The sequence below is a fragment of the Caballeronia sp. KNU42 genome (genome assembly GCF_053760385.1).
This window is the reverse complement of the sequence record NZ_CM132388.1, coordinates 2,355,221-2,375,621: the sequence shown is the minus strand read 5'-3', so window position 1 is coordinate 2,375,621 and position 20,401 is coordinate 2,355,221. Positions and strand designations below refer to the sequence as shown.

The following is a 20,401-nucleotide window of genomic DNA, read 5'->3' as shown; positions in this document are numbered from 1 at the left end:
AAACATGTGGAATAACGCTCGCCAATTGAACCTCACGGCCAACGCACTGCACGTATTGCTCGTGTTCGTGCTGCTTGGGGCCGCCGGTTACTGGGCGATCCAGCGGCCGGAGTTCCGCTTGCGCGAGATCCAGATTGACGGCGACACGTTGCACATCAATTCGCCGACCGTGCGCGCAAGCGTGGTGGGTCATTTGAAGGGCAACTACTTCACTGTCGATCTCGATGCAGCGCGCACCGCGTTCGAACAAATGCCGTGGGTGCGCCACGCGAGCGTGCGGCGCGTATGGCCGAATGCGCTGGCGGTGACGCTGGAAGAATTCAAGCCGCTTGGCACGTGGGGCACGGATCAACTGGTGAGCGTTGACGGCGATTTGTTCACGGCGAACCAGGGCGAGCTCGATGACGACCTGCCCGCGTTCGAAGGCCCGGACGGATCGGCGAAAGAAGTGGTGGCGCGCTATCACGATTTCACGAAGTGGTTTGCACCGCTCGATGCTCATCCGGAAGAAGTCATCTTGTCGCCGCGATATGCGTGGACAGTAAAGCTTTCGAACGGGACGCAGATCGAATTGGGGCGCGAGCGCAATCAGGACACGTTGTTTGATCGCAGCCGACGGTTCGTGGCGGCGTGGCCGGCGATGACGGGGCGGTGGGGAAATGACATCGAATACGCGGATTTGCGATATCCAAACGGCTTTGCGATCAAGGCCGCGAACATGCGCTTTATCAGCGACACCGACAAAGCAAAGAAGTAAGCAGACATCACAGGCAATGAGCACCCTATGAGCAAAGACTATAAAGACTTGCTGGTCGCCCTCGACATCGGGACGTCGAAGGTGGTGGCGATCGTCGCCGAATTGAAAGGCGAAGGCCACTACGAGGTGATCGGGCTCGGGCAGAGCGACTCGAAGGGATTGAAGAAGGGCGTGGTGGTGAATATTGAGGCCACGGTCCAGTCGATCCAGCGCGCGCTCGAAGAAGCCGAACTGATGGCCGATTGCAAGATCACGAACGTGTTCACCGGCATCGCCGGCAGTCACATTCGAAGCTTCAATTCGAGCGGCATGGTCGCCATCAAGGACAAGGAGGTCACGCAGACCGATGTGGCGCGCGTGATCGAAACGGCCAAGGCGATCAACATCCCGACCGATCAGCAGGTGCTGCATATCCTGACGCAGGAATTCATCATCGATGGGCAGGAGGACGTGCGCGAGCCGATCGGCATGAGCGGTATCCGGCTCGAAGTGAAGGTGCACATCGTGACGGGTGCGGTGAGCGCGGCGCAGAACATCGTGAAGTGCGTGCGTCGATGCGGGCTCGAAGTGAACGATCTGATTCTCCAGCCGCTGGCTTCGTCGCTGGCGGTGCTGACGGAAGACGAAAAGGAACTCGGCGTGGTGCTGGTCGATATCGGCGGCGGCACGACGGACATCGCGATCTTCAGCGAAGGCGCGATCCGTCACACGGCGGTGATTCCTATCGCCGGGGATCAGATCACGAGCGACGTGGCCATGGCCTTGCGCACGCCGACGCCCGACGCCGAAGACATCAAGGTGAGCTACGGGATCGCGAAGCAGGCGCTGGCGGACCCGGATGAAATGATCGAAGTGCCGGGACTCGGCGAGCGCGGTCCGCGCACGTTGTCGCGGCAGGCGCTGGCGGCTGTTGTCGAGCCGCGCGTCGAAGAGTTGTTCTCGCTCGTGCAGCAAGTGGTGCGGGAGTCGGGCTACGAAGAATTGTTGAGCAGCGGCGTGGTGCTGACCGGCGGCGCATCGATGATGCCCGGCATGGTCGAACTCGGCGAAGACATCTTCCTGAAGCCGGTGCGCATTGGCGTGCCCGAATACGCAGGCGGTCTCGCCGATGTCGTTCGCAATCCGCGTTATTCCACAGCAATGGGTTTGCTCGTCGAAGGCCGTTCACAACGCATGCGCGGCCGCAAGGTTGCTGTGCAGTCCGGATCGATGGGACAGGTTTTGGGACGCATGAAAGATTGGTTCCTGGGAAATTTCTGAACACACAGAATTCGCGCTGGTGCCGGCGGCTGGCGCGCGACAAGAGGTTGCCCGATCTCTTGCCGAATAACGCCGATTTTCATTCTTGACGGAGGCAATATGGATTTCGAAATGCTGGAAACGGAAACCAACGGAACGATCATCAAGGTCGTTGGTGTTGGTGGTGCAGGCGGCAACGCAGTGCAGCACATGATTAACCGTGGGGTCCAGGGCGTGGACTTCATCGTGATGAACACGGATGCGCAGGCGCTCGCGCGTTCGCGTGCTACTCAAGTAATCCAGTTGGGCAACACGGGTCTGGGCGCTGGTGCGAAGCCGGACATGGGCAAGGCCGCAGCGGAAGATGCGCGTGAGCGTATTGCCGATGCATTGCGCGGCGCGCACATGGTGTTCATCACTGCAGGCATGGGTGGCGGCACGGGTACGGGCGCAGCGCCGGTGGTAGCTCAGATCGCGAAGGAAATGGGTATCTTGACGGTGGGCGTAGTCAGCAAGCCGTTCGAGTTTGAAGGCGGCCGCCGCATGCGCGTGGCTGAAGCGGGATCGCAGCAACTGGAGGATCACGTCGACTCGCTGATCGTCGTTCTGAACGACAAGCTGTTCGAGGTGATGGGCGATGACGCTGAAATGGACAAGTGCTTCCAGTGCGCTGATGACGTATTGAACAACGCTGTTGCCGGCATCGCGGAAATCATCAACGTCGACGGGCTGGTCAACGTCGACTTCGAAGACGTGAAGACGGTGATGGGCGAGCAGGGCAAGGCAATGATGGGCACGGCGACGGTCGCCGGTGTCGATCGTGCGCGTCTGGCTGCTGAACAAGCTGTGGCAAGCCCGCTGCTGGAAGGCGTGGATCTGTCGGGTGCGCGTGGCGTGCTGGTGAACATTACGTCGAGCCGTTCGCTGCGTTTGTCGGAAACGCGCGAAGTGATGAACACGATCAAGTCGTATGCAGCGGAAGACGCGACCGTGATCTTCGGTGCGGTGTATGACGACGCGATGGGCGACGCATTGCGCGTGACGGTAGTGGCAACGGGCCTCGGCCGTGCAGCGAAGAAGCAACAAGCTGCACCGATGACCCTGCTGCGTACCGGCACGGACAACGCACCGATCGCGCACGCGCAGCATAGTTACGCTCCGCAGCAATCGAGCGGCACGGATTACGCTCATCTGGACGCTCCGGCTGTGTGGCGTCAGACGCGTGAAACGGCGGCTTCGCACGTGCAGGCGTTGCAGGAAAAGGGCGTGGATACGTACGACATTCCGGCGTTCTTGCGTAAGCAGGCAGACTGATGATTTTTGCCGGGGCGGCTGGTTCTATTTAAGCGCCCGTTGGCAAAAGTCTCAGGCGAAGGATGTTCTGCCTCAATCTCGGGCCGCGTCTCCTGGACGCTGGACTGTGGCTGAGTGACCGCTTCGATTGCGTTCATCATCGTCTATATTGGGATGAGATCGATACGCTGGGCGGCGGTGGAACGGGCTTCTTATGTGATGAATCAAGGTGCAAAAACGCTGGCGTGACCAGCACTGACTCAGTGAAAGGCCGATTCATGATCAAGACTGGTGAAACGCTGCCCGACGAACGCCTTTTCGAATTTATCGATGTGGCGACGGAGGGTTGCGCCGTGGGACCGAACGGTTTCTCGGTGCGCGAGCGGACGGCGGGCAAGCGCGTGGTGATCTTCGGATTGCCGGGCGCGTTCACGCCCACCTGTTCCGCCAGGCACGTGCCAGGGTTTATCGACAATGCAGAGAAGCTGGCTGCGGCGGGTATCGATGAAATCTGGTGTGTCTCCGTCAACGACGCGTTCGTGATGAGCGCGTGGGGACGCGATCTTCAAACCTCGGGCAAGGTGAAGATGATCGCCGACGGCAGCGCACGTTTTACCCGGGCACTCGGCCTGGAGCAGGATTTGTCGGAGCGTGGCATGGGAATTCGCTCCCAGCGCTACGCCATGGTGGTCGAGGACAGCGTGGTCAAGACGCTGAATCTTGAAGCACCGGGCAAGTTTGAAGTCAGCAGCGCTGAGAGCGTATTGGCGACGTTGGGCTGATGCTGGAAGCAATGTTGAGCTGAAGTTGTGCTCATTTCAGGCCGAGCAGTGGTCAATAAGCGGGCGTTATGTTGCATTCGTGCCACATAAAATGACGTTCGGCCCGGCTATTGAAATACGCCGCAACAAAGTCTTAACAAAGCCGTAACGCGGCGCCGATGTCCGGGAATGCCTCCATTCCGGTCATCGGCCCGACCCTCCTCGTTTTCGCGCGGCATGGCATCGGGCGTGCTGAAGTTACCCGGTAACTTGAGGAAACAAGTTGCAAGGCTCCTCCCGGGACGACGCGAAGCGATTAGAGTATACTCCGCGCTATTGAATACAAATTCACGATTGATTCTCTCAATCGAGAGTTACAATCGAAGCGAAAAAAATCATGTTGAAGCAGCGAACCATTAAGACCATCGTCAAAACTGTCGGGATCGGCCTGCACTCGGGCCGTAAGGTGGATTTGACGCTTCGGCCCGCGCCGGCCAATACCGGTATTGTCTTCGCGCGTATCGACCTGCCTGTGGCGGTGGACATTCCGGTGTCGGCCTTGGCTATCGGCGACACGCGCCTGGCTTCGGTGTTGCAGAAGGACGGCGCGCGCGTGTCGACCATCGAACATTTGATGTCGGCGTGCGCGGGGCTGGGTATCGACAATTTGTACGTCGATGTAACAGCTGAAGAAATTCCTATTATGGATGGCAGCGCTGCTTCGTTTGTGTTTCTGATTCAGTCGGCGGGTATTGAAGAGCAGAACGCGGCAAAGAAATTCATCAAGGTGACGAAGCCGGTTGAAATCCGCGACGGCGATAAATTCGCACGTCTCGATCCGTATTTCGGCTTCAAACTGAAATTCACCATTGATTTCCGCCATCCGGCAGTCGACAAAACCGGTCAGGCGCTTGAAGTCGATTTTGCGAATACATCGTATGTTCGGGATATTGCCCGGGCACGGACATTCGGTTTTGCGCATGAAGTGGAAATGATGCGCGAACTGGGCCTGGCGCGCGGCGGCAGTATGGATAACGCCATCGTGCTGGACGAATACCGCATTCTGAATAACGACGGTCTGCGTTACGAAGACGAGTTTGTGAAGCACAAGATGCTGGACGCGATTGGCGACCTGTATGTGGTCGGTCATCCGCTGCTGGCGTCGTATGCCGCGTATAAAGGCGGTCACGCAATGAATAACATGTTGTTGCGTGAATTACTGGCGCACGAAGACGCGTATGAAATCGTCACGTTTGAAGATAAGCAAGCGGCGCCGCGTGGTTTCGCTTTCGATACCCAGACGGCATTCGCGTAAAGTATTTACCCAGTCAGAATGAAATGAGCGGCTGCTTTCGAGCGCCGCTCATTTTTTTTGTGTTTTCACGTGATGGCGCGCGGCCATTCTGGCGAGCGCTTCCTGAAGCGGCGATGGCTCGAGCGTTTCGGCGAGCGTTTGCAACGCGTCGGCCCCGGCTGCAGACATGCGCGCTTGTTTGGGGGGCACTACATCTTTCATCGCCTGCGGCCGTACGCGAATCTTCAGAGCGTTCACGGCCCAGCCGCGCTGTTGCAAATCGACCAAAAGACGTGGTTCGATGTGCCGAAGCCGCGCGGCGAGCGCATTATGTCCGGCGAAAAGCGCCAGTACGCCCTCTTTGATGAAACCCGGTTCCACGTTGGATCCAAGGTAATCAGGAAGCAACGCCGCCAGATCGCGCTGCAACGCCGTGACCTGTTCGACGCCCGCGCGCAGCGCGAGAAACTCGCTGGTGCGCCCGAGCACGTCCGTCAGCGCCTGCGGCTTGCGGGGATCGAAACGTGGCGGGGGCCTTGAATTCGGCGGAAATCGGCTCATTTTTCGTTTCTGTGGGGCTGGCGGCGATGTGCCGATTGTAACGCTGCGCACCGTGCGGCATGGCAGCGCGCTTTCCGGTTGAAAGCGCGCTAGCATGCCGCCGGGCGGATGTGCCGGAAACGATGTGCGCGCAAGCTCCATCGGGGGCGCGTGCTAAAATCCCCGATTCGATTTCACCCATGGACTTAAGCCGCCGAGGTTCCCCGAACCGGGACGCACCCAGCGCGCTCTAAGCCGATACCGCGACGCAGACACTGATCCGATGACCACCGGTTTCCTCCAAAAGTTTTTTGGCAGTCGCAACCAGCGCCTAGTCAAGCAGTACCAAAAGACCGTTGCGGCGATCAATGCTTTCGAGCCGACGATCGAGCAGTACACGGACAAGCAACTGCGCGCGAAAACCGATGAATTCCGGCAGCGCGTGGCGAGCGGCGAATCGCTCGACCGCTTGCTGCCCGAAGCGTTTGCCGTATGCCGCGAGGCCAGCAAGCGCGTGCTGAAGATGCGTCACTTCGACGTCCAGCTGATCGGCGGCATGGTGCTGCATTACGGCAAGATCGCGGAAATGCGCACGGGCGAGGGCAAGACGCTCGTCGCCACGCTGGCCGCGTATCTGAACGCGTTGTCCGGACGCGGCGTGCACGTGGTGACGGTGAACGATTACCTCGCACAACGCGACGCCGAGTGGATGGGCAAGCTCTACAACTTCCTGGGGTTGTCGTGGGGCATCAACCTGTCGCAGATGGAACACGCGCAGAAGCAGGAAGCCTATGCCGCGGACATTACGTACGGCACGAACAACGAGTTCGGCTTCGACTACCTGCGCGACAACATGGTCTACGAGACCCACGCGCGCGTGCAGCGTCCGCTGAATTTCGCGGTGGTCGACGAAGTGGACTCGATTCTTATCGATGAAGCGCGTACGCCGCTGATCATTTCCGGCCAGGCCGAAGATCACACCGAACTCTACGTGCGCATGAACGCGCTGCCGCCGCTGCTCGAACAGCAGATCGGCGAAGAGAAGGCGGACGGCACGGGCGTCGAGAAAGTAGGCGACTACACGCTCGACGAAAAAGCGCGTCAGGTCTTCCTCACCGAACAAGGTCACGAAAAGGCCGAGCGCCTGCTGGCCGAGTGGGGCCTGATCGGTGAAGGCGAAAGCCTTTACGCAGCGCAGAACATCACGCTGATGCACCACGTGTATGCCGCGTTGCGCGCGCACACGCTGTTTTTCCGCGACCAGCATTACGTGGTTCAGGGCAACGAAGTCGTGATCGTCGACGAGTTCACAGGCCGCATGATGACCGGCCGCCGCTGGTCGGATGGCCTGCATCAGGCCGTGGAAGCGAAGGAACACGTCAAGATCCAGAACGAGAACCAGACGCTTGCGTCCATCACGTTCCAGAACTTCTTCCGCATGTATTCGAAGCTGTCCGGCATGACCGGTACGGCGGACACCGAAGCGTACGAGTTCAACGAGATCTACGGGCTGGAAACGGTCGTGATCCCGACGAACCGGCCGCCGAAGCGGATCGACAAGCAGGATCAGATCTACAAGACGGCGAAGGAACGCTACGACGCCGTGACGCGCGATATCCGCGACTGCGTCGAGCGCGGGCAGCCGGTGCTGGTGGGTACCACGTCCATCGAGGCGTCGGAATTGCTGTCCGGTTTGCTCACGCAAGCCGGTCTCAAGCACGAAGTGCTGAACGCGAAGCAGCACGCACGCGAAGCGGCGATCGTTGCGGAAGCCGGGCGCCCGGCTGCGGTCACCATTGCGACGAACATGGCCGGTCGCGGTACGGACATCGTGCTGGGCGGCAATGTGGAGAAGCAGTCGTCGTTTATCGAAGCGGACGAAGCGCTCTCAGACGAAGAAAAACAACGCCGCATCAAGCATCTTGAAGACGAATGGCAAGCGCTGCACGACCGCGTGAAGGCGTCGGGCGGGCTGCATATCATTGGTACGGAACGGCACGAATCGCGTCGTATCGATAACCAATTGCGCGGACGTGCCGGACGTCAGGGTGATCCGGGCTCGTCGCGGTTTTACCTGTCGCTCGACGATCCGCTTTTGCGTATTTTCGCGGGTGATCGCGTGCGTTCGATCATGGACCGCCTGAAGATGCCCGAAGGCGAGGCGATCGAAGCGGGCATTGTCACGCGTTCGATTGAATCGGCGCAGCGCAAGGTGGAAGCGCGTAACTTCGACATTCGCAAGCAATTGCTCGAATACGACGATGTATCGAACGATCAGCGCAAGGTGATCTACCAGCAGCGCAACGAACTGCTCGAAGCGACCGACGTGGCCGAGACGATCACTGCCATGCGCCAGAGCGTGATCGGTGAAGTCACGCACACGTACATTCCGGCGGGAAGCATTGAAGAGCAGTGGAGCGCGCCGGAACTGGAAGAAGTGCTGCGCAACGAGTGGTCGCTCGATCTCGCGGTTCAGGAGATGATCAACGAGTCGAATTCCATCGATGCGGACGAGATTCTGGAAGCCGTGGTTTCCGCCGCCGATGAAAGCTACGACGCTAAGGTCGCGCTGGTCGGACGTGAATCGTTCAGCTCTTTCGAGCGTTCGATCATGCTGCAGACGCTCGACAGCCGCTGGCGCGAGCACCTCGCCGCCCTCGATCACCTGCGTCAGGGCATCCATCTGCGTGGTTACGCGCAGAAAAATCCGAAGCAGGAATACAAGCGTGAGGCGTTCGAACTGTTCGCCGCCATGCTTGATTCGGTGAAGCAGGAAGTCACGCGCGTCGTGATGAACGTGCAGATCCAGTCGCCGGAACAGCTTGAAGAAGCCGCTGAACAGTACGAAGAGAAGGGCAGCCATCTGGAGAACGTGTCGTTCCAGCATGCGGACTTCGAGGAAGGCGGCGCGGCAGCGGCAGCCGTTGCAGCGAGCGCCACCACGCAGATGATCAATCAGGCGATGGCGTATGGCGACGACACCACAGTCGCTACCCGCGTGGCGACCGACGAGGTGCCGAAGGTCGGGCGCAACGACCCGTGCCCATGCGGCAGCGGCAAGAAGTACAAAAACTGTCACGGCAAGCTCGCATAATCGACGCTTGAAGAGCAGTAGCCAGTAACAAAGAGTATTGAAGACAGGCGACGCAGCGATGCGTCGTTTGTCTTTGGCAGGCTGGTTTTAGGTTTTGGTATCCGCGGGCGTCCGTCTTGCAATCAAGTCAGGCTCCGTTTCTTTCATCTCCGTGCCGTTGTGCTTTCTGCGCGCCGGCACTCGCCACTTTCAGCGAGTCGCGAACATGGCCGTCAATTTCCCCTCGATCGATCCCGCCCACCTGTTTCCCGTCGCCGGCGTCACGCTAGGCTGGGCCGAGGCGAACATTCGAAAACCGAACCGCAAGGACGTGCTCGTCATACAGGTCGAAGAAGGTGCGACGGTCGGCGGCGTGTTCACCCAGAACCGTTTTTGCGCGGCGCCGGTGACGGTCTGTCGCGAGCATCTGGACGCCGTGCGTGCGGGCGCCAAGGGTATTCGTGCGCTGGTGGTGAACACGGGCAACGCGAATGCGGGAACCGGCGAGCCGGGCATGGCGCACACGCGCGAAACCTGTGAGGCGCTGGCGGCGCTGCTGGATTTGCAAGCCACGCAGATCCTGCCGTTTTCAACCGGCGTGATTCTCGAGCCGCTGCCGGTTGATCGTTTGAAAGCGGGATTGCCCGCCGCGCTGGCGAATCAAAAGCCGGCTCACTGGTACGACGCTGCGCAAACCATCATGACCACCGATACCTTGCCGAAGGCCGCATCGCGTCAGGTTCAGGTCGATGGCCATACGGTCACGCTGTCGGGTATCAGCAAGGGCGCCGGCATGATCCGGCCGAACATGGCGACCATGCTTGGTTTCCTCGCCTGCGACGCCGCCGTCACCCAACCCGTGCTCGATACGCTCATCAAGCACGTCGCCGATCGCTCGTTCAACTGCATCACCATTGACGGCGATACCTCGACGAACGATTCGTTCATCGTGATTGCTTCGGGCAAGTCGACGCTGCCTTTGATCACCTCGACGGATTCGGACGCGTATGTCGCGTTGCGTGACGCGGTGAAATCGGTGGCGCAGGAGCTGGCGCAACTGATCGTGCGCGACGGTGAGGGCGCGACGAAGTTCATGACGGTGACGGTCGAAGGCGGCACGAGCGAAGCCGAATGCCGCCTGATCGCGTACGCGATCGGTCATTCGCCGCTCGTCAAGACCGCGTTTTATGCGTCGGATCCCAACCTCGGCCGAATTCTCGCGGCTGTCGGTTATGCCGGTGTGGCGGATCTCGATGTGAACAAGATCGATCTATATCTTGACGACGTCCTGGTCGCGAAGAACGGTGGCCGCAATCCTGATTATCGTGAGGAAGACGGCCAGCGCGTGATGAAGAAAAGCGAGATCGCGATCCGCGTGCTGCTAGGCCGCGGTCAGGCCGACGCCACCATCTGGACGTGCGATCTCTCGCACGATTACGTCAGCATCAACGCCGATTACCGGTCCTGAACCGCACATTTCCCATGGATAAACTCGAACAATTTCTGACGCGTGCTGAAGCTGTTTTGGCGCGCGTAGAAGGGATGTTGCCGCCGGCTCCGCCCGAAATCGACTGGAACAGCGCCGTGGCATTTCGCTGGCGCAAGCGTCAGGGGCGCGGGTACCTGCAGCCAGTACCGAACCTGTCGTCGTTGTCGCTCGACGATCTTTGCAACATCGAGCGCCAGAAGGGGCTGATCGAGCAGAACACGCGGCAGTTCGTGCGCAAGTCGCCGGCGAACAACGTGTTGCTGACGGGCGCGCGCGGCACCGGCAAGTCATCGCTGATCAAGGCATGCCTGAATGCGTATCACACGGAAGGGCTGCGTCTGATCGAAGTCGATAAAGACGATCTCCACGATCTCGGCGATATCGTCGATTTGATTTCCGCGCGGCCGGAACGGTTCATCGTTTTCTGCGATGACCTCTCGTTCGAGGAGGGCGAGTCTGGCTACAAGGCGCTGAAAGTGGCGCTCGACGGATCGATTTCTGCGCAGTCCGACAACGTGCTGATCTACGCAACGTCGAACCGGCGCCATTTGTTGCCCGAATACATGAGCGACAACGAGACCTACAAACACACGTCCGACGGTGAGATTCATCCGGGCGAAGTGGTTGAAGAGAAGATTTCGCTGTCCGAGCGATTCGGCCTGTGGGTGAGCTTTTACCCGTTCAAGCAGGACGATTACCTGACGATCGTCGGGCACTGGCTGAAGCATTTCGGATGCGAGGCAGAAGAGATTGCCGGTGCTCGCGGCGATGCCCTCGTGTGGGCGCTGGAACGCGGTTCGCGCTCGGGACGTGTGGCGTGGCAGTTCGCGCGCGACTGGTCGGGCCGCAAGGCATGACGGCTTCTGCTATGAGCGTTTCAAACACGGCGCCCGATGGGCGCAAGGTGACGGACGTCGCAGTCGGCGTGCTCGTGCAGCCGGATGGCCGCTACCTGCTGGCTCAGCGTCCGGAAGGCAAGCCGTATGAAGGTTACTGGGAGTTTCCCGGCGGCAAGCTGGAAGCGGGGGAAAGCGTTGAAGCGGCGCTCACGCGGGAATTGCACGAGGAATTGGGTATCGATGTGACCGGTTGCGAGCGCTGGCGGACCCTCGAGCACGATTACCCCCATGCGTACGTGCGGCTCTACTTCTGCAAGGTGACTGCGTGGCGCGGTGAGCCGATCGGACGTGAAGGCCAGGCGCTGGCCTGGCAGCATCTTCCCGCCGATGTCGCGCCGTTGTTGCCTGCAGCCATTCCTGTACTGGAATGGCTCGCGGCTGAAGCGGTTTAGCTCTGGCGCTTTGATTCGCGGCGGCTAATTCAGGCCGCTATGCGAGTCTTCATCGGGCGGCGTGTCTTGCTGACTGCCGCCAATCTTGTACTTCTCGGTCGCCCAGGCACCGAGGTCGATCTGCTTGCAACGGTCTGAACAAAACGGACGAAAGCGGCTTTCGGGAACCCAGCGGACGTCCTTCTCGCAAGTCGGGCATTTAACGATAGTGGTCATTCTGCAGAGCGGATCTAAAGAGGTTGAGTTCAGTAAATGGGGTTTTCAAGCCCAACTTAAAGACTGCATAGCGTCAGGTGGAACGGGATGTCGGCGTCTACCGCACGTGGCCTCAGATCGCCGTCCTGCACCGTAAAGCGCACCCATAGCATGTACTTGTTCGCACTCGCTTCGGGGATCAGGCGCGTGTCGGACGGCACCCGCACCTGCATCAGTTGATAAGTTCGACCCGAGAGCATCTGCTGATAGCTGCCTTGCATTGCCATCACCTTGGACGCCTGGCCCGATTCCCGTGCAAGACGCAGCACGATAGTGGCGGCGTCGCGTAACGGCAGCATGGGAGTGACCCATTTCGCGATGTCCCCGCGACGCTCTTCGGCAGGATTTTGTTGCCAGGCGAAGTATGACGGCAGATCAAAGCGGCAGGTTCCGCCCGGGATGATCGTGCGGCTGCGAATGCTTGCGAGCCATTCGTTATCGGCCAGATGCTGGCCTGTCTTGCCCTGCATCTGTCCGAGGCCGGCTAATGTCTGCTCGATCTCGCCAAGCACCGACTCCAGCGCTTCCTGCTCGATACCGGGGTTTCCGCGGAAGGGCGCGAGCGTCTGACGTTGCCGCTCCAACTCCTTCATCAGGTCCGCTTTCAAATCCGTGCGGCCCGCGACTTCGGCAATCTCGAACAAGGTGGTCAGTGCGGCGTGATGTTCGCGCGGGTCTTCTTGAGTCAGAAAGAAGGTGAAGCGCTCGAAAAGGTCTTCGAGACGCAGCAGCGTTCTGATTCGCTCGTTGAAGGGGTACTCGTAAAGGATCAAGCGCGCTCGCCTCGGCGTTGGTCGAAGGGTTCGATGGCAGAAAGTGAGGACATTCTAATGCCGCATCAAACCCACGGCAAATCCGCACGTTTAATAGCATCCGGTGCGCATATTCAGCGCCGTTTGTGAGGAGTTCGAGCGCGTTGCATGCACTTGTTAGGTACGCGGTTTGCTCCCCGGTTTGCTCCTCGCTTCACCCCTTGTTTTGCCTGCCTTCGAGGCCATCGCCAGATAGCGCGCGTGCAGGGCGTCCACCTCGCGCTGCAGCGTTTCCAGGGTGGCGGCCGAGTCATTGACGACGACGTCGTCGGCGGCCGCCAGGCGCGCTTCACGCGTGGCCTGACGCGCGATGATCGCGAGCACCTGATCGCGCGTAAAGCCGTTGCGCTGGATCACGCGTTCGATTTGCGTGTCCTCAGGACAGTCGACCACGAGAATCCGCTCCACCTTGCTCGCGCGTTCGCCCGCTTCAATCAGCAAGGGCACCACGACGATGTGATAAACCCCTTGTGCTGCATTGCGTTGACGCTCGCTTTCGGCGCGGATCAGCGGATGCGTGATCGATTCGAGCTGCGCTTTGGCGGTGTTGTCGGAAAAAACACGGGTGCGCATTTTTGCGCGATCCAGCGATCCGTCGGCGGCGACATATTCCGGGCCGAACGTGCCTTCAATCAGCGGCATCGCGATGCCGCCCGGCGCGGTAATCTGGTGCGCGATCAGGTCCGTATCGATGACGGGGACGCCGCGCGCGGCGAACATGTCCGCCACCGTGGTCTTGCCGCTGCCGATCCCGCCAGTCAAGCCGATGCTGAACATCGTTCAACTCCTCTTCTTGTTTCGCTTCATCCGCCGAACAATCCGTAAAGCGGCGTCCCAAAAAATAGCGTAATCACGCCGCCTGCCGCGAGAAACGGCCCGAACGGCAGCGGTTCTTCGAAGCGCATCTTGCCGATACCCGTCGCCGCCAATCCGAAGATCGCGCCCGCCACCGCCGACACCAGCACCATCTGCGGCAGCGCTTGCCAGCCAAGCCAGGCACCCAGCGCGCCGAGCAGCTTGAAATCGCCGTAACCCATGCCTTCTACGCCGCGCACCAGCCTGAACAGCCAATACACGCACCAGAGAAACAGATAACCCGCGATGGCGCCGATCACTGCTTCGCGCAGCGGAACGAAGGCGGTGTCGCTGAGGTTGACGATCAAGCCGGCCCACAGCAGCGGTAAGGTCAGCGTGTCGGGCAGATAGCGGGTGTCGAAGTCGATCAGGCTCGCGGCCAGCAGCGTCGCGCATAAGCCGAATGCTGCGAGCGCGATCAGCGTAGGTCCAAACGCAAATAGCGAGAGGGCCGCGAACAGCGCGGTAGCCAGTTCGGTCAGCGGATAACGTGGGCTCACGCGTGCTTTGCATTTCGCACAACGGCCGCGCAGCAGCGCGTAACTCACGACCGGAATATTCTCCCACGCGCGCAACACGTGGCCGCAATGCGGGCAGGCGCTGCGGGGTACGGCGAGGTTGTAGCGAGCGGGTGGCGCGTCTACACGCGTGTCGTCCTCGTGGTCGTTGACGTTCTCGGCCTTCCACGCGCGTTCCAGCATGATCGGCAGGCGGTGCACGACGACCGTCAGAAAGCTGCCGATCACCAGCCCGAAGACGATCGCGAAACCATACTGCGCCACGAGCGGCAAAGCGCCGAAAGCGGAACCGTAAGCGTCGAGATAGCGGCCTGAAAACTCCGCCTGATACAAAGGCTGCATGACTATCCTGGGTTGAATTCGGCTGCGATCCTACACCACCTACACCACGTTCCCGAGCTGAACGATCGGAAGATACATGGCGACGACGAGACCGCCCACCAACGAACCAAGTACCACGATCACCACCGGTTCGCACAGGCTCGCGAACGCGCCGGTCTGTTCGTCCACCTGACGGTCGCCCAGTGTAGCGAGATCGAGCAGCATGGCGTCTAGCGAACCGGATTCCTCGGCCACGGCGATAGGCTGCACCACATCAGGCGGAAAGCAGCCGACCGCACGCATGGCGGCGGCGAGCCGCTCGCCATGCCGAAGGCGCCGGGCGATCTCGACGGTGGCGGTATCGAAGATACGGTTGCCCGTGGCGCTCGCCAGGGAATCGAATGCATCCGATAACGGTGTGCCCGCCGCCAGTAACGTGCCGAGCGCGCGGCTCCAGCGTGCCACCGCCAGCGCGCGCAGGAGGGAGCCGGCGAGCGGCAGCTTCAGCAACGTGCGGTCAAACGCGCTTCTCGCTGCGGGGACTCGTCGTAGAAGCCGCTTGAATGCAATGCCCGACACCGCGCAAAAGAGCGCGAACGGTCCGCACCAGCGCGTGACGCCATCCGATAACGCGAGCACGAACAACGTCGGCGCCGGCAATTTAGCGCCGAAACCATCGAAGATGGTCTTGAAGGTCGGCACTACGCCAATCAGCAATCCTGCGGTAATGGCAAGCGATAACAACAGCACCGCAACCGGATAGGTCAGCGCGGCACGCAGTTTCGCCCGTTGAGCGCCCGCCCGTTCGCGGTCCTCGGCCAGCCGCGCGAGCACGACCGGCAACGCGCCGGCCACTTCGCCGACGGCAACCAACTGGCAATACAGTGCGTTGAAACACGCGGGATGACGTGCGAGCGCTTCCGAGAACGCAATGCCCTGCGTGATATCCCGCGCAACCGATCCGACAATGCGCGGCAGGCCGCCGCGTGAAGGGGTGTTGGCGATGAGATCCAGCGACGACGCAAGCGGCAAGCCGGCGCGCAGCAAGCCGGCGAGTTGCCGCGTGAACAGCGTGACGTCGGCAGCGCGGGCTTTGGGCGGCGGCGCCGAACCGAGCGCGGTGAGTTCCAGCACCGTGACCCCATCGCGTTTTAGTGTGGCGCGGGCATGGGCTGAATCCGCTGCGATCGTCTTGCCGCGTTTGTCTGCGCCGTTTGCGTCAACGCCTCGCCAGCCGAAGCGTGTATCGAAGGATAGTGGGCTCATGTTCATGTGAGCTCCGTCGCGTCGGCGGCTTCCGCTACGCTTGTCATGCCTTCGCGTACGCGGGCGAAGGCCGCGTCGCGCAGGCTCGGCATGCCCTCGCTTTGCGCCTGCCGTGTGACGGCGTGCGTGGCAGCGCGTGCGACGATCAGTTCGCGCAACGTGTCGGAGACGGGCATCAGTTGATGCACGCCCACTCGGCCGCGATAACCAATGCCATGGCACGCGGCACATCCATGGGGCTCGAACGGTTTGAAGCCGGGTTCGAACTCCAGGTCCGAAGGCAAACGACAAGCGCCGCAAAGCCGCCGCACCAGCCGTTGCGCTGTGACAAGCCTCAGCGCCGACGCCAGGTTGTACGGCGCAATGCCAATATCGATCAATCGTGCGATGGCTGCGGGTGCATCGTTGGTATGCAGCGTGGAGAGCACGAGATGGCCCGTTTGCGCGGCCTTCACGGCAACGTCGGCGGTTTCGGCGTCGCGGATTTCACCGACCATGATCACGTCCGGGTCTTGCCGCATGAACGCGCGCAACGCGACCGCGAAAGTGAGGCCCGCTTTGTCACGGACACTGACCTGATTAATACCCGCAAGCTGGATTTCGGCGGGATCTTCGACGGAACAGACGTTGCGCGACTCCGCGTTGAGCATTTGCAAAAAGCAATACAGCGACAGGGTTTTGCCGCTACCCGTGGGGCCGGTGACCAGCACGAGTCCGTGCGGCGCGTGGATCGCGGCTTCCACGGTCTTCTGCTGACCGGGGGCAAGCCCCAGCGCCGCCAGTGACAAATCCGCCGGCAGTGACTCCAGACGGCGCAGCACCAGTTTTTCACCGAACAGGACCGGCAGCGAATTCACGCGATAGTCTTCCGGATTCCCGTTCGCAAGCGGCAACCGCAGACGCCCGTCCTGCGGCACGCGCCGCTCGGCAATGTCCATGCGCGCAAGCACTTTGATCCGCGTGATGAACGCGTCGCGCAAATGTGGTGGCGGCTTGAGAAAGACGTGCAACGCACCGTCAATCCGCAGGCGGATGCGCCACTCGTGCTCGCCCGGTTCGACGTGGATATCGGATGCGCCGCGTGCAGCCGCTTCGCGCAAGGTCTCGGTGAGCAGCGCAACGGCGGGTGCGTTGTCGGCGTCGGGGATTGCATCAACCGGGCGCGTGGACAGCTGCGGCGGCGGCCGAGAAAACGTAACCGGGAGAGAAGGTTGCATGGACATAGCTCGGTGAACGGGATACCCCGATCTTGTCCCTCCACGTCCCTCGTTCCAACTCGTCCGAATGGCTAACGCTTGGCAATGCTGAAAAGTCGACCGAATGGCTAACGCGGCCAGGAAGGTGGTTTCTGAAGGCGAAAACAGCGCAAGCTGATGCATCCAGAAGCCCTACCCGATCCCTATACGCCATGAACCGAACTTCGTTGCTACGCTTGCTTTCTCAGCACCACGCCTTGCGGCCGGAATATCTTTACGGTGCGTATGGCCTGATCATCGCTGCGCATGACTTCAAAGTGGACGCCCGCTATACGCACGCTCACGTCGCCGTCCGGAATCTCTTCCAGAGTCTCGAGGATCAGGCCGTTGAGGGTCTTCGGGCCGTCGGTGGGAAGCGTCAGTTTCAGCCAGCGGTTCAGCTCGCGCAACGGCATGCTGCCCGCCACAATGCATTCGCCTTCCTCGTTCCATCCGCTACGCGAACCGGCTCCGCGCGGAATGGTCGTGGTGAATTCGCCAATCAATTCTTCAATGATGTCTTCCGGCGTCACCAGGCCCTGCAGCTCGCCATACTCGTTCACCACAATCGCAATTCGATGCCGGCTCTCCTGAAAGAATTGCAGTTGCTGAAATACGGGCGTGCCTGCCGGAACGAAGTACGGCTCGGCCAACAATTCGCGCAAGGTCTCGCGCTCGAATTCCTGGTTATGCAGTGCCGAGAGCGTCTTTCTCACGTGCAGAACGCCCAGCACGCGATCGATGTCGCCCTGATACACCACCAGCTTATTGTGATAACAGGTCTCGAGCTGATGCAGGATGGTGTCGAAGGGGGCATCGAAATCCAGTGCTTCGATCCGGCGGCGCGGAATCATCACGTCGTCGACGGTGATGTTCTCCAGATCGAACAGGTTCAGCAGAATGCTGCGATGCTTGGTCGGCATGAAATTGCCCGATTCCAGCACGATGGTGCGCAGTTCCTCAGTGGAGAGCCGTTGGTCCCGGCCGCCTTTCGTATTGATGCGCAGCACCTTGAGTACGCCGTTCGCGAACAGGTTGACGAACCACACGACCGGCCTGGCGACGCGCATCAACGGCGACAAAACCAGGCTGGCCGGGAGCGCGACCTTTTCCGGGTACGTCGCGCCGACAATCTTCGGCGCAATCTCCGCAAACACAATGATGAAGAACGCAACGACCCCCGTTGTCACCGACAACACCAGATTGTTATGGCCAAAGGTGCGCAGTGCGATGGACGTTGTCAGCACCGGAATGATCGTGTTGATCAGATTGTTGCCGATCAGGATCACGCTCAGCAGCTGATCAGTCTTGCCAAGCAGGCCCTGCGTGACGCGCGCGCGCAGCGAACCCTGGTTGGCGAGGTGTTTCAGCCGATGGCGATTGAGCGCCATCATCGACGTTTCGGAAATCGAGAAGAATGCGGAGAGAAACAACAGCAGGAAAATGGCGCAGATTTGCGCCCATAAGGGAATGTGGTCCACGCGCGATCTGGAAAGGGAGGATGGGAAAGACTATAGCAGAGCAGAAAGCGATTGCTTCTCTTGCGCGACAAGCCTTCCGGACGATCGTTTGACCGATTCCATCCTCCCGCGGCAATTACTGGCTACAAGTGAAACTCGCGGCTGAATTGACGTCTCCGCCGGAGTATTTCGGCCAGGTCGGGTAACGGCACAGAGGGCGCGACCGTCCGGCAGTTGCTGCGGTCGAGTCCGTGACGGTGAGTGTTTCCGGCGTGGTGCCGTTTTCGACCCATTGTTCCAGCGCGCCGAGTGAATCGACTTGCGGCAGGAACGGTCCGGTGCCGTGGCCGACACCCGGCATGAGGTAGAAGCGCACGAAGCTATCGACCGAGGGTTGACCGAACTTCTGCACCAGCGCGTTGTAGTAGTCCACGGACGAATCGGTGCTGACGATTTCATCGGCGAGACCGTGAGTGATGATCGCCTTGCCACCCTTCGCGATGAACGCCGAGAGGTCGGGGTTGGTGGCATCGCTTTCAGCGGAAACTTGCTGGACTTGCGCCTGGTACGCGCCTGGATTCAGCGGATCGAAGGTGAGGGAATTGAATGTTGGGATACGCGTGATGAAGTACTTCACCCACTGGTCGCCCGTGACCCACTGGTTGGCGTCGTTCTTGCCGGCGGGGTTGGCCGGTGTGGGTGAAGTGCCGAAATTGCGCGTGGTGTACTGACCCGCGAACACGGAACCCGCGAGGATGTTGTACCCGGCGTAACGGGTGACGCCGTTCGCGAGCGGATAGGGCAGCAGCAATGGCGAGGCAATGGTGTTCACGGTTGCGATCTGGGCGTCGGAGAGACAGGTGTCCCCCGTGTCCTTTCCAGCCGGGCAGCGCAGGGTCGCGAGCACCGTGGGCGCTTGCAGCTTGCAGGCTGCGACGTTCGAGATGATGCCGTCGGCAACGCCATCGAGTGAGTCGCAGGCTTTCGTCACGGCGTTCTCGAGCAGCACGGTCTTGTTCACGTCGAGCCAGCCCGCGCCCCCATTCAGATAAAGGGCGCGGCCCAGCACGATGTTTGAAAGCCGCAGACCCGTGTAGTTGAGCGCCGGCCGGTTGACGACAATGCCGTCATAGTCAGTGGGCCATCGCTGGATCACGGTGAGGCCATCGCGGCCGCCGGTCGAGCTGCCGAAGAAATAGGTTTTCGTGGGGGCCACGCCGTAACGCGCATTTAGCAGCAGCATGGCGACGTCGTGGGTCTTTTTCAGCGTCAGGCCGCCGTAGTTGGCGAGTGCTTCGTCGTTCGCGGCGAACGAGCCGTCGGTGATGCTTTTGCTCTGGTGACCGGAGTCATCGCCGAAGGTCGCGTAGCCGCGCGCGAGCGGTGTGGAGGAACCGGCGGGCGCCATGTCGAGTGCGGCAAGGCCGGTGATGAGCGTGCCATCGAAACCGCCGCCGCCGTACTGGAGCGCCTTTTTGTTCCATGCCGTCGGCAAGTTCACCTCGAAATTGATGTTCGGCGCGGTTGCATCGACGGGTGCAATGGTGCCGTTCACCTGGCAATACTCGCCGGACGTAGCCGACGCCGCGACCAGCGTCGCGCTCGCCACCGTTGCGCCGTTGCTGGGCGCGCCTATCGATGTCGCTGCAATCTTGGTCCCGCCGAGCGCGGAACATGCAGCGGCAGACGAAATGGGTGGTGTGGGTGGCGTGCCGCCGTTATTCGACGATGATCCGCCGCAACCGGCCAGCGCAGCGACGACAAGGGATACGCCGCAAGCGGCGAGGGTGGTTTTCATCATGCTGTCTCCGTATGTTTATTGAGTGCTGCTTGCATTGGGCAAACGAGCCAACCAAACGCTTGCCGATGAACCGATAAAGAAAACGGCGCGCCGTCCGGACGACAGCGGTCCCGTCGCCGAGGCAACGTTCTTTACTATCGT

At 60.7% G+C, this 20,401-nt stretch carries 18 protein-coding genes; 9 read left to right on the top strand and 9 right to left on the bottom strand.

Annotation, left to right across the window (positions count from 1 at the left end; genetic code table 11):
- Nucleotides 1–4 precede the first annotated feature (4 nt).
- The 5 genes from ACSOSP_RS10595 to lpxC all read left to right on the top strand — a co-directional run bounded on the left by ACSOSP_RS10595 (nt 5) and on the right by lpxC (nt 5,365).
- Nucleotides 5–757, top strand: a complete 753-nt coding sequence (locus tag ACSOSP_RS10595; protein ID WP_455306343.1) for a cell division protein FtsQ/DivIB — start codon at nt 5–7, stop codon at nt 755–757.
- 27 nt (nt 758–784) lie between these two features.
- On the top strand, nt 785–2,017 hold the full coding sequence (gene ftsA, locus ACSOSP_RS10590; protein WP_031360698.1) for a cell division protein FtsA: 1,233 nt from the start codon (nt 785–787) through the stop codon (nt 2,015–2,017).
- Nucleotides 2,018–2,116: 99 nt separating this feature from the next.
- Nucleotides 2,117–3,310 (top strand): cell division protein FtsZ, encoded by a 1,194-nt coding sequence (ftsZ, locus tag ACSOSP_RS10585; RefSeq protein ID WP_031360699.1) that lies wholly within the window; start codon nt 2,117–2,119, stop codon nt 3,308–3,310.
- Between the two features lie 257 nt (nt 3,311–3,567).
- Nucleotides 3,568–4,071, top strand: a complete 504-nt coding sequence (locus tag ACSOSP_RS10580) for a peroxiredoxin (protein WP_089162464.1) — start codon at nt 3,568–3,570, stop codon at nt 4,069–4,071.
- Nucleotides 4,072–4,447: 376 nt separating this feature from the next.
- The gene (gene lpxC, locus ACSOSP_RS10575) at nt 4,448–5,365 is read left to right on the top strand and encodes a UDP-3-O-acyl-N-acetylglucosamine deacetylase (RefSeq protein WP_455306340.1); all 918 of its coding nucleotides are present in this window, start codon (nt 4,448–4,450) and stop codon (nt 5,363–5,365) included.
- A 48-nt stretch (nt 5,366–5,413) separates the two neighbouring features.
- Here lpxC and ACSOSP_RS10570 read toward each other — a convergent pair whose 3' ends face one another.
- Nucleotides 5,414–5,905 carry a DciA family protein gene (locus ACSOSP_RS10570; protein ID WP_455306338.1) on the bottom strand — a complete coding sequence of 164 codons (492 nt, stop codon included), beginning with the start codon at nt 5,903–5,905 and terminating at the stop codon, nt 5,414–5,416.
- Between the two features lie 262 nt (nt 5,906–6,167).
- On the opposite strand from ACSOSP_RS10570, the gene secA reads away from it, so the two are divergent.
- The 4 genes from secA (at nt 6,168) to ACSOSP_RS10550 (ending at nt 11,737) form a co-directional block, all read left to right on the top strand.
- On the top strand, nt 6,168–8,978 hold the full coding sequence (secA, locus tag ACSOSP_RS10565; RefSeq protein ID WP_455306336.1) for a preprotein translocase subunit SecA: 2,811 nt from the start codon (nt 6,168–6,170) through the stop codon (nt 8,976–8,978).
- A 205-nt stretch (nt 8,979–9,183) separates the two neighbouring features.
- A complete protein-coding gene (argJ, locus tag ACSOSP_RS10560; RefSeq protein WP_455306334.1) occupies nt 9,184–10,425 on the top strand; it encodes a bifunctional glutamate N-acetyltransferase/amino-acid acetyltransferase ArgJ in 1,242 nt (413 codons plus the stop codon).
- A gap of 14 nt (nt 10,426–10,439) precedes the next feature.
- The gene (locus tag ACSOSP_RS10555) at nt 10,440–11,303 is read left to right on the top strand and encodes an ATP-binding protein (RefSeq protein WP_455306332.1); all 864 of its coding nucleotides are present in this window, start codon (nt 10,440–10,442) and stop codon (nt 11,301–11,303) included.
- 11 nt (nt 11,304–11,314) lie between these two features.
- The gene (locus tag ACSOSP_RS10550) at nt 11,315–11,737 is read left to right on the top strand and encodes an NUDIX domain-containing protein (protein ID WP_455306330.1); all 423 of its coding nucleotides are present in this window, start codon (nt 11,315–11,317) and stop codon (nt 11,735–11,737) included.
- Between the two features lie 24 nt (nt 11,738–11,761).
- On the opposite strand, the gene yacG is transcribed toward ACSOSP_RS10550, so the two are convergent.
- The 8 genes from yacG to ACSOSP_RS10510 all read right to left on the bottom strand — a co-directional run bounded on the left by yacG (nt 11,762) and on the right by ACSOSP_RS10510 (nt 20,257).
- Nucleotides 11,762–11,953 carry a DNA gyrase inhibitor YacG gene (yacG, locus tag ACSOSP_RS10545; RefSeq protein ID WP_089162457.1) on the bottom strand — a complete coding sequence of 64 codons (192 nt, stop codon included), beginning with the start codon at nt 11,951–11,953 and terminating at the stop codon, nt 11,762–11,764.
- Between the two features lie 56 nt (nt 11,954–12,009).
- Nucleotides 12,010–12,765, bottom strand: coding sequence for a cell division protein ZapD (gene zapD / locus ACSOSP_RS10540; RefSeq protein ID WP_455306328.1), 756 nt, complete (start codon nt 12,763–12,765; stop codon nt 12,010–12,012).
- 156 nt (nt 12,766–12,921) lie between these two features.
- Nucleotides 12,922–13,581, bottom strand: a complete 660-nt coding sequence (coaE, locus tag ACSOSP_RS10535; protein ID WP_455306326.1) for a dephospho-CoA kinase — start codon at nt 13,579–13,581, stop codon at nt 12,922–12,924.
- A 26-nt stretch (nt 13,582–13,607) separates the two neighbouring features.
- A complete protein-coding gene (locus ACSOSP_RS10530; RefSeq protein ID WP_455306324.1) occupies nt 13,608–14,519 on the bottom strand; it encodes a prepilin peptidase in 912 nt (303 codons plus the stop codon).
- Nucleotides 14,520–14,558: 39 nt separating this feature from the next.
- Nucleotides 14,559–15,770, bottom strand: a complete 1,212-nt coding sequence (locus ACSOSP_RS10525; protein WP_455306322.1) for a type II secretion system F family protein — start codon at nt 15,768–15,770, stop codon at nt 14,559–14,561.
- Nucleotides 15,767–16,987: a GspE/PulE family protein gene (locus ACSOSP_RS10520; RefSeq protein WP_455306320.1), complete on the bottom strand. Its 1,221-nt coding sequence runs from the start codon at nt 16,985–16,987 to the stop codon at nt 15,767–15,769. Before ACSOSP_RS10520 ends, ACSOSP_RS10525 begins: the two co-directional genes overlap by 4 nt.
- Nucleotides 16,988–17,190: 203 nt before the next feature.
- Nucleotides 17,191–18,480 (bottom strand): HlyC/CorC family transporter, encoded by a 1,290-nt coding sequence (locus ACSOSP_RS10515; RefSeq protein ID WP_455306318.1) that lies wholly within the window; start codon nt 18,478–18,480, stop codon nt 17,191–17,193.
- A gap of 115 nt (nt 18,481–18,595) precedes the next feature.
- Nucleotides 18,596–20,257, bottom strand: a complete 1,662-nt coding sequence (locus ACSOSP_RS10510; RefSeq protein WP_455310923.1) for a tannase/feruloyl esterase family alpha/beta hydrolase — start codon at nt 20,255–20,257, stop codon at nt 18,596–18,598.
- Nucleotides 20,258–20,401: the final 144 nt, after the last annotated feature.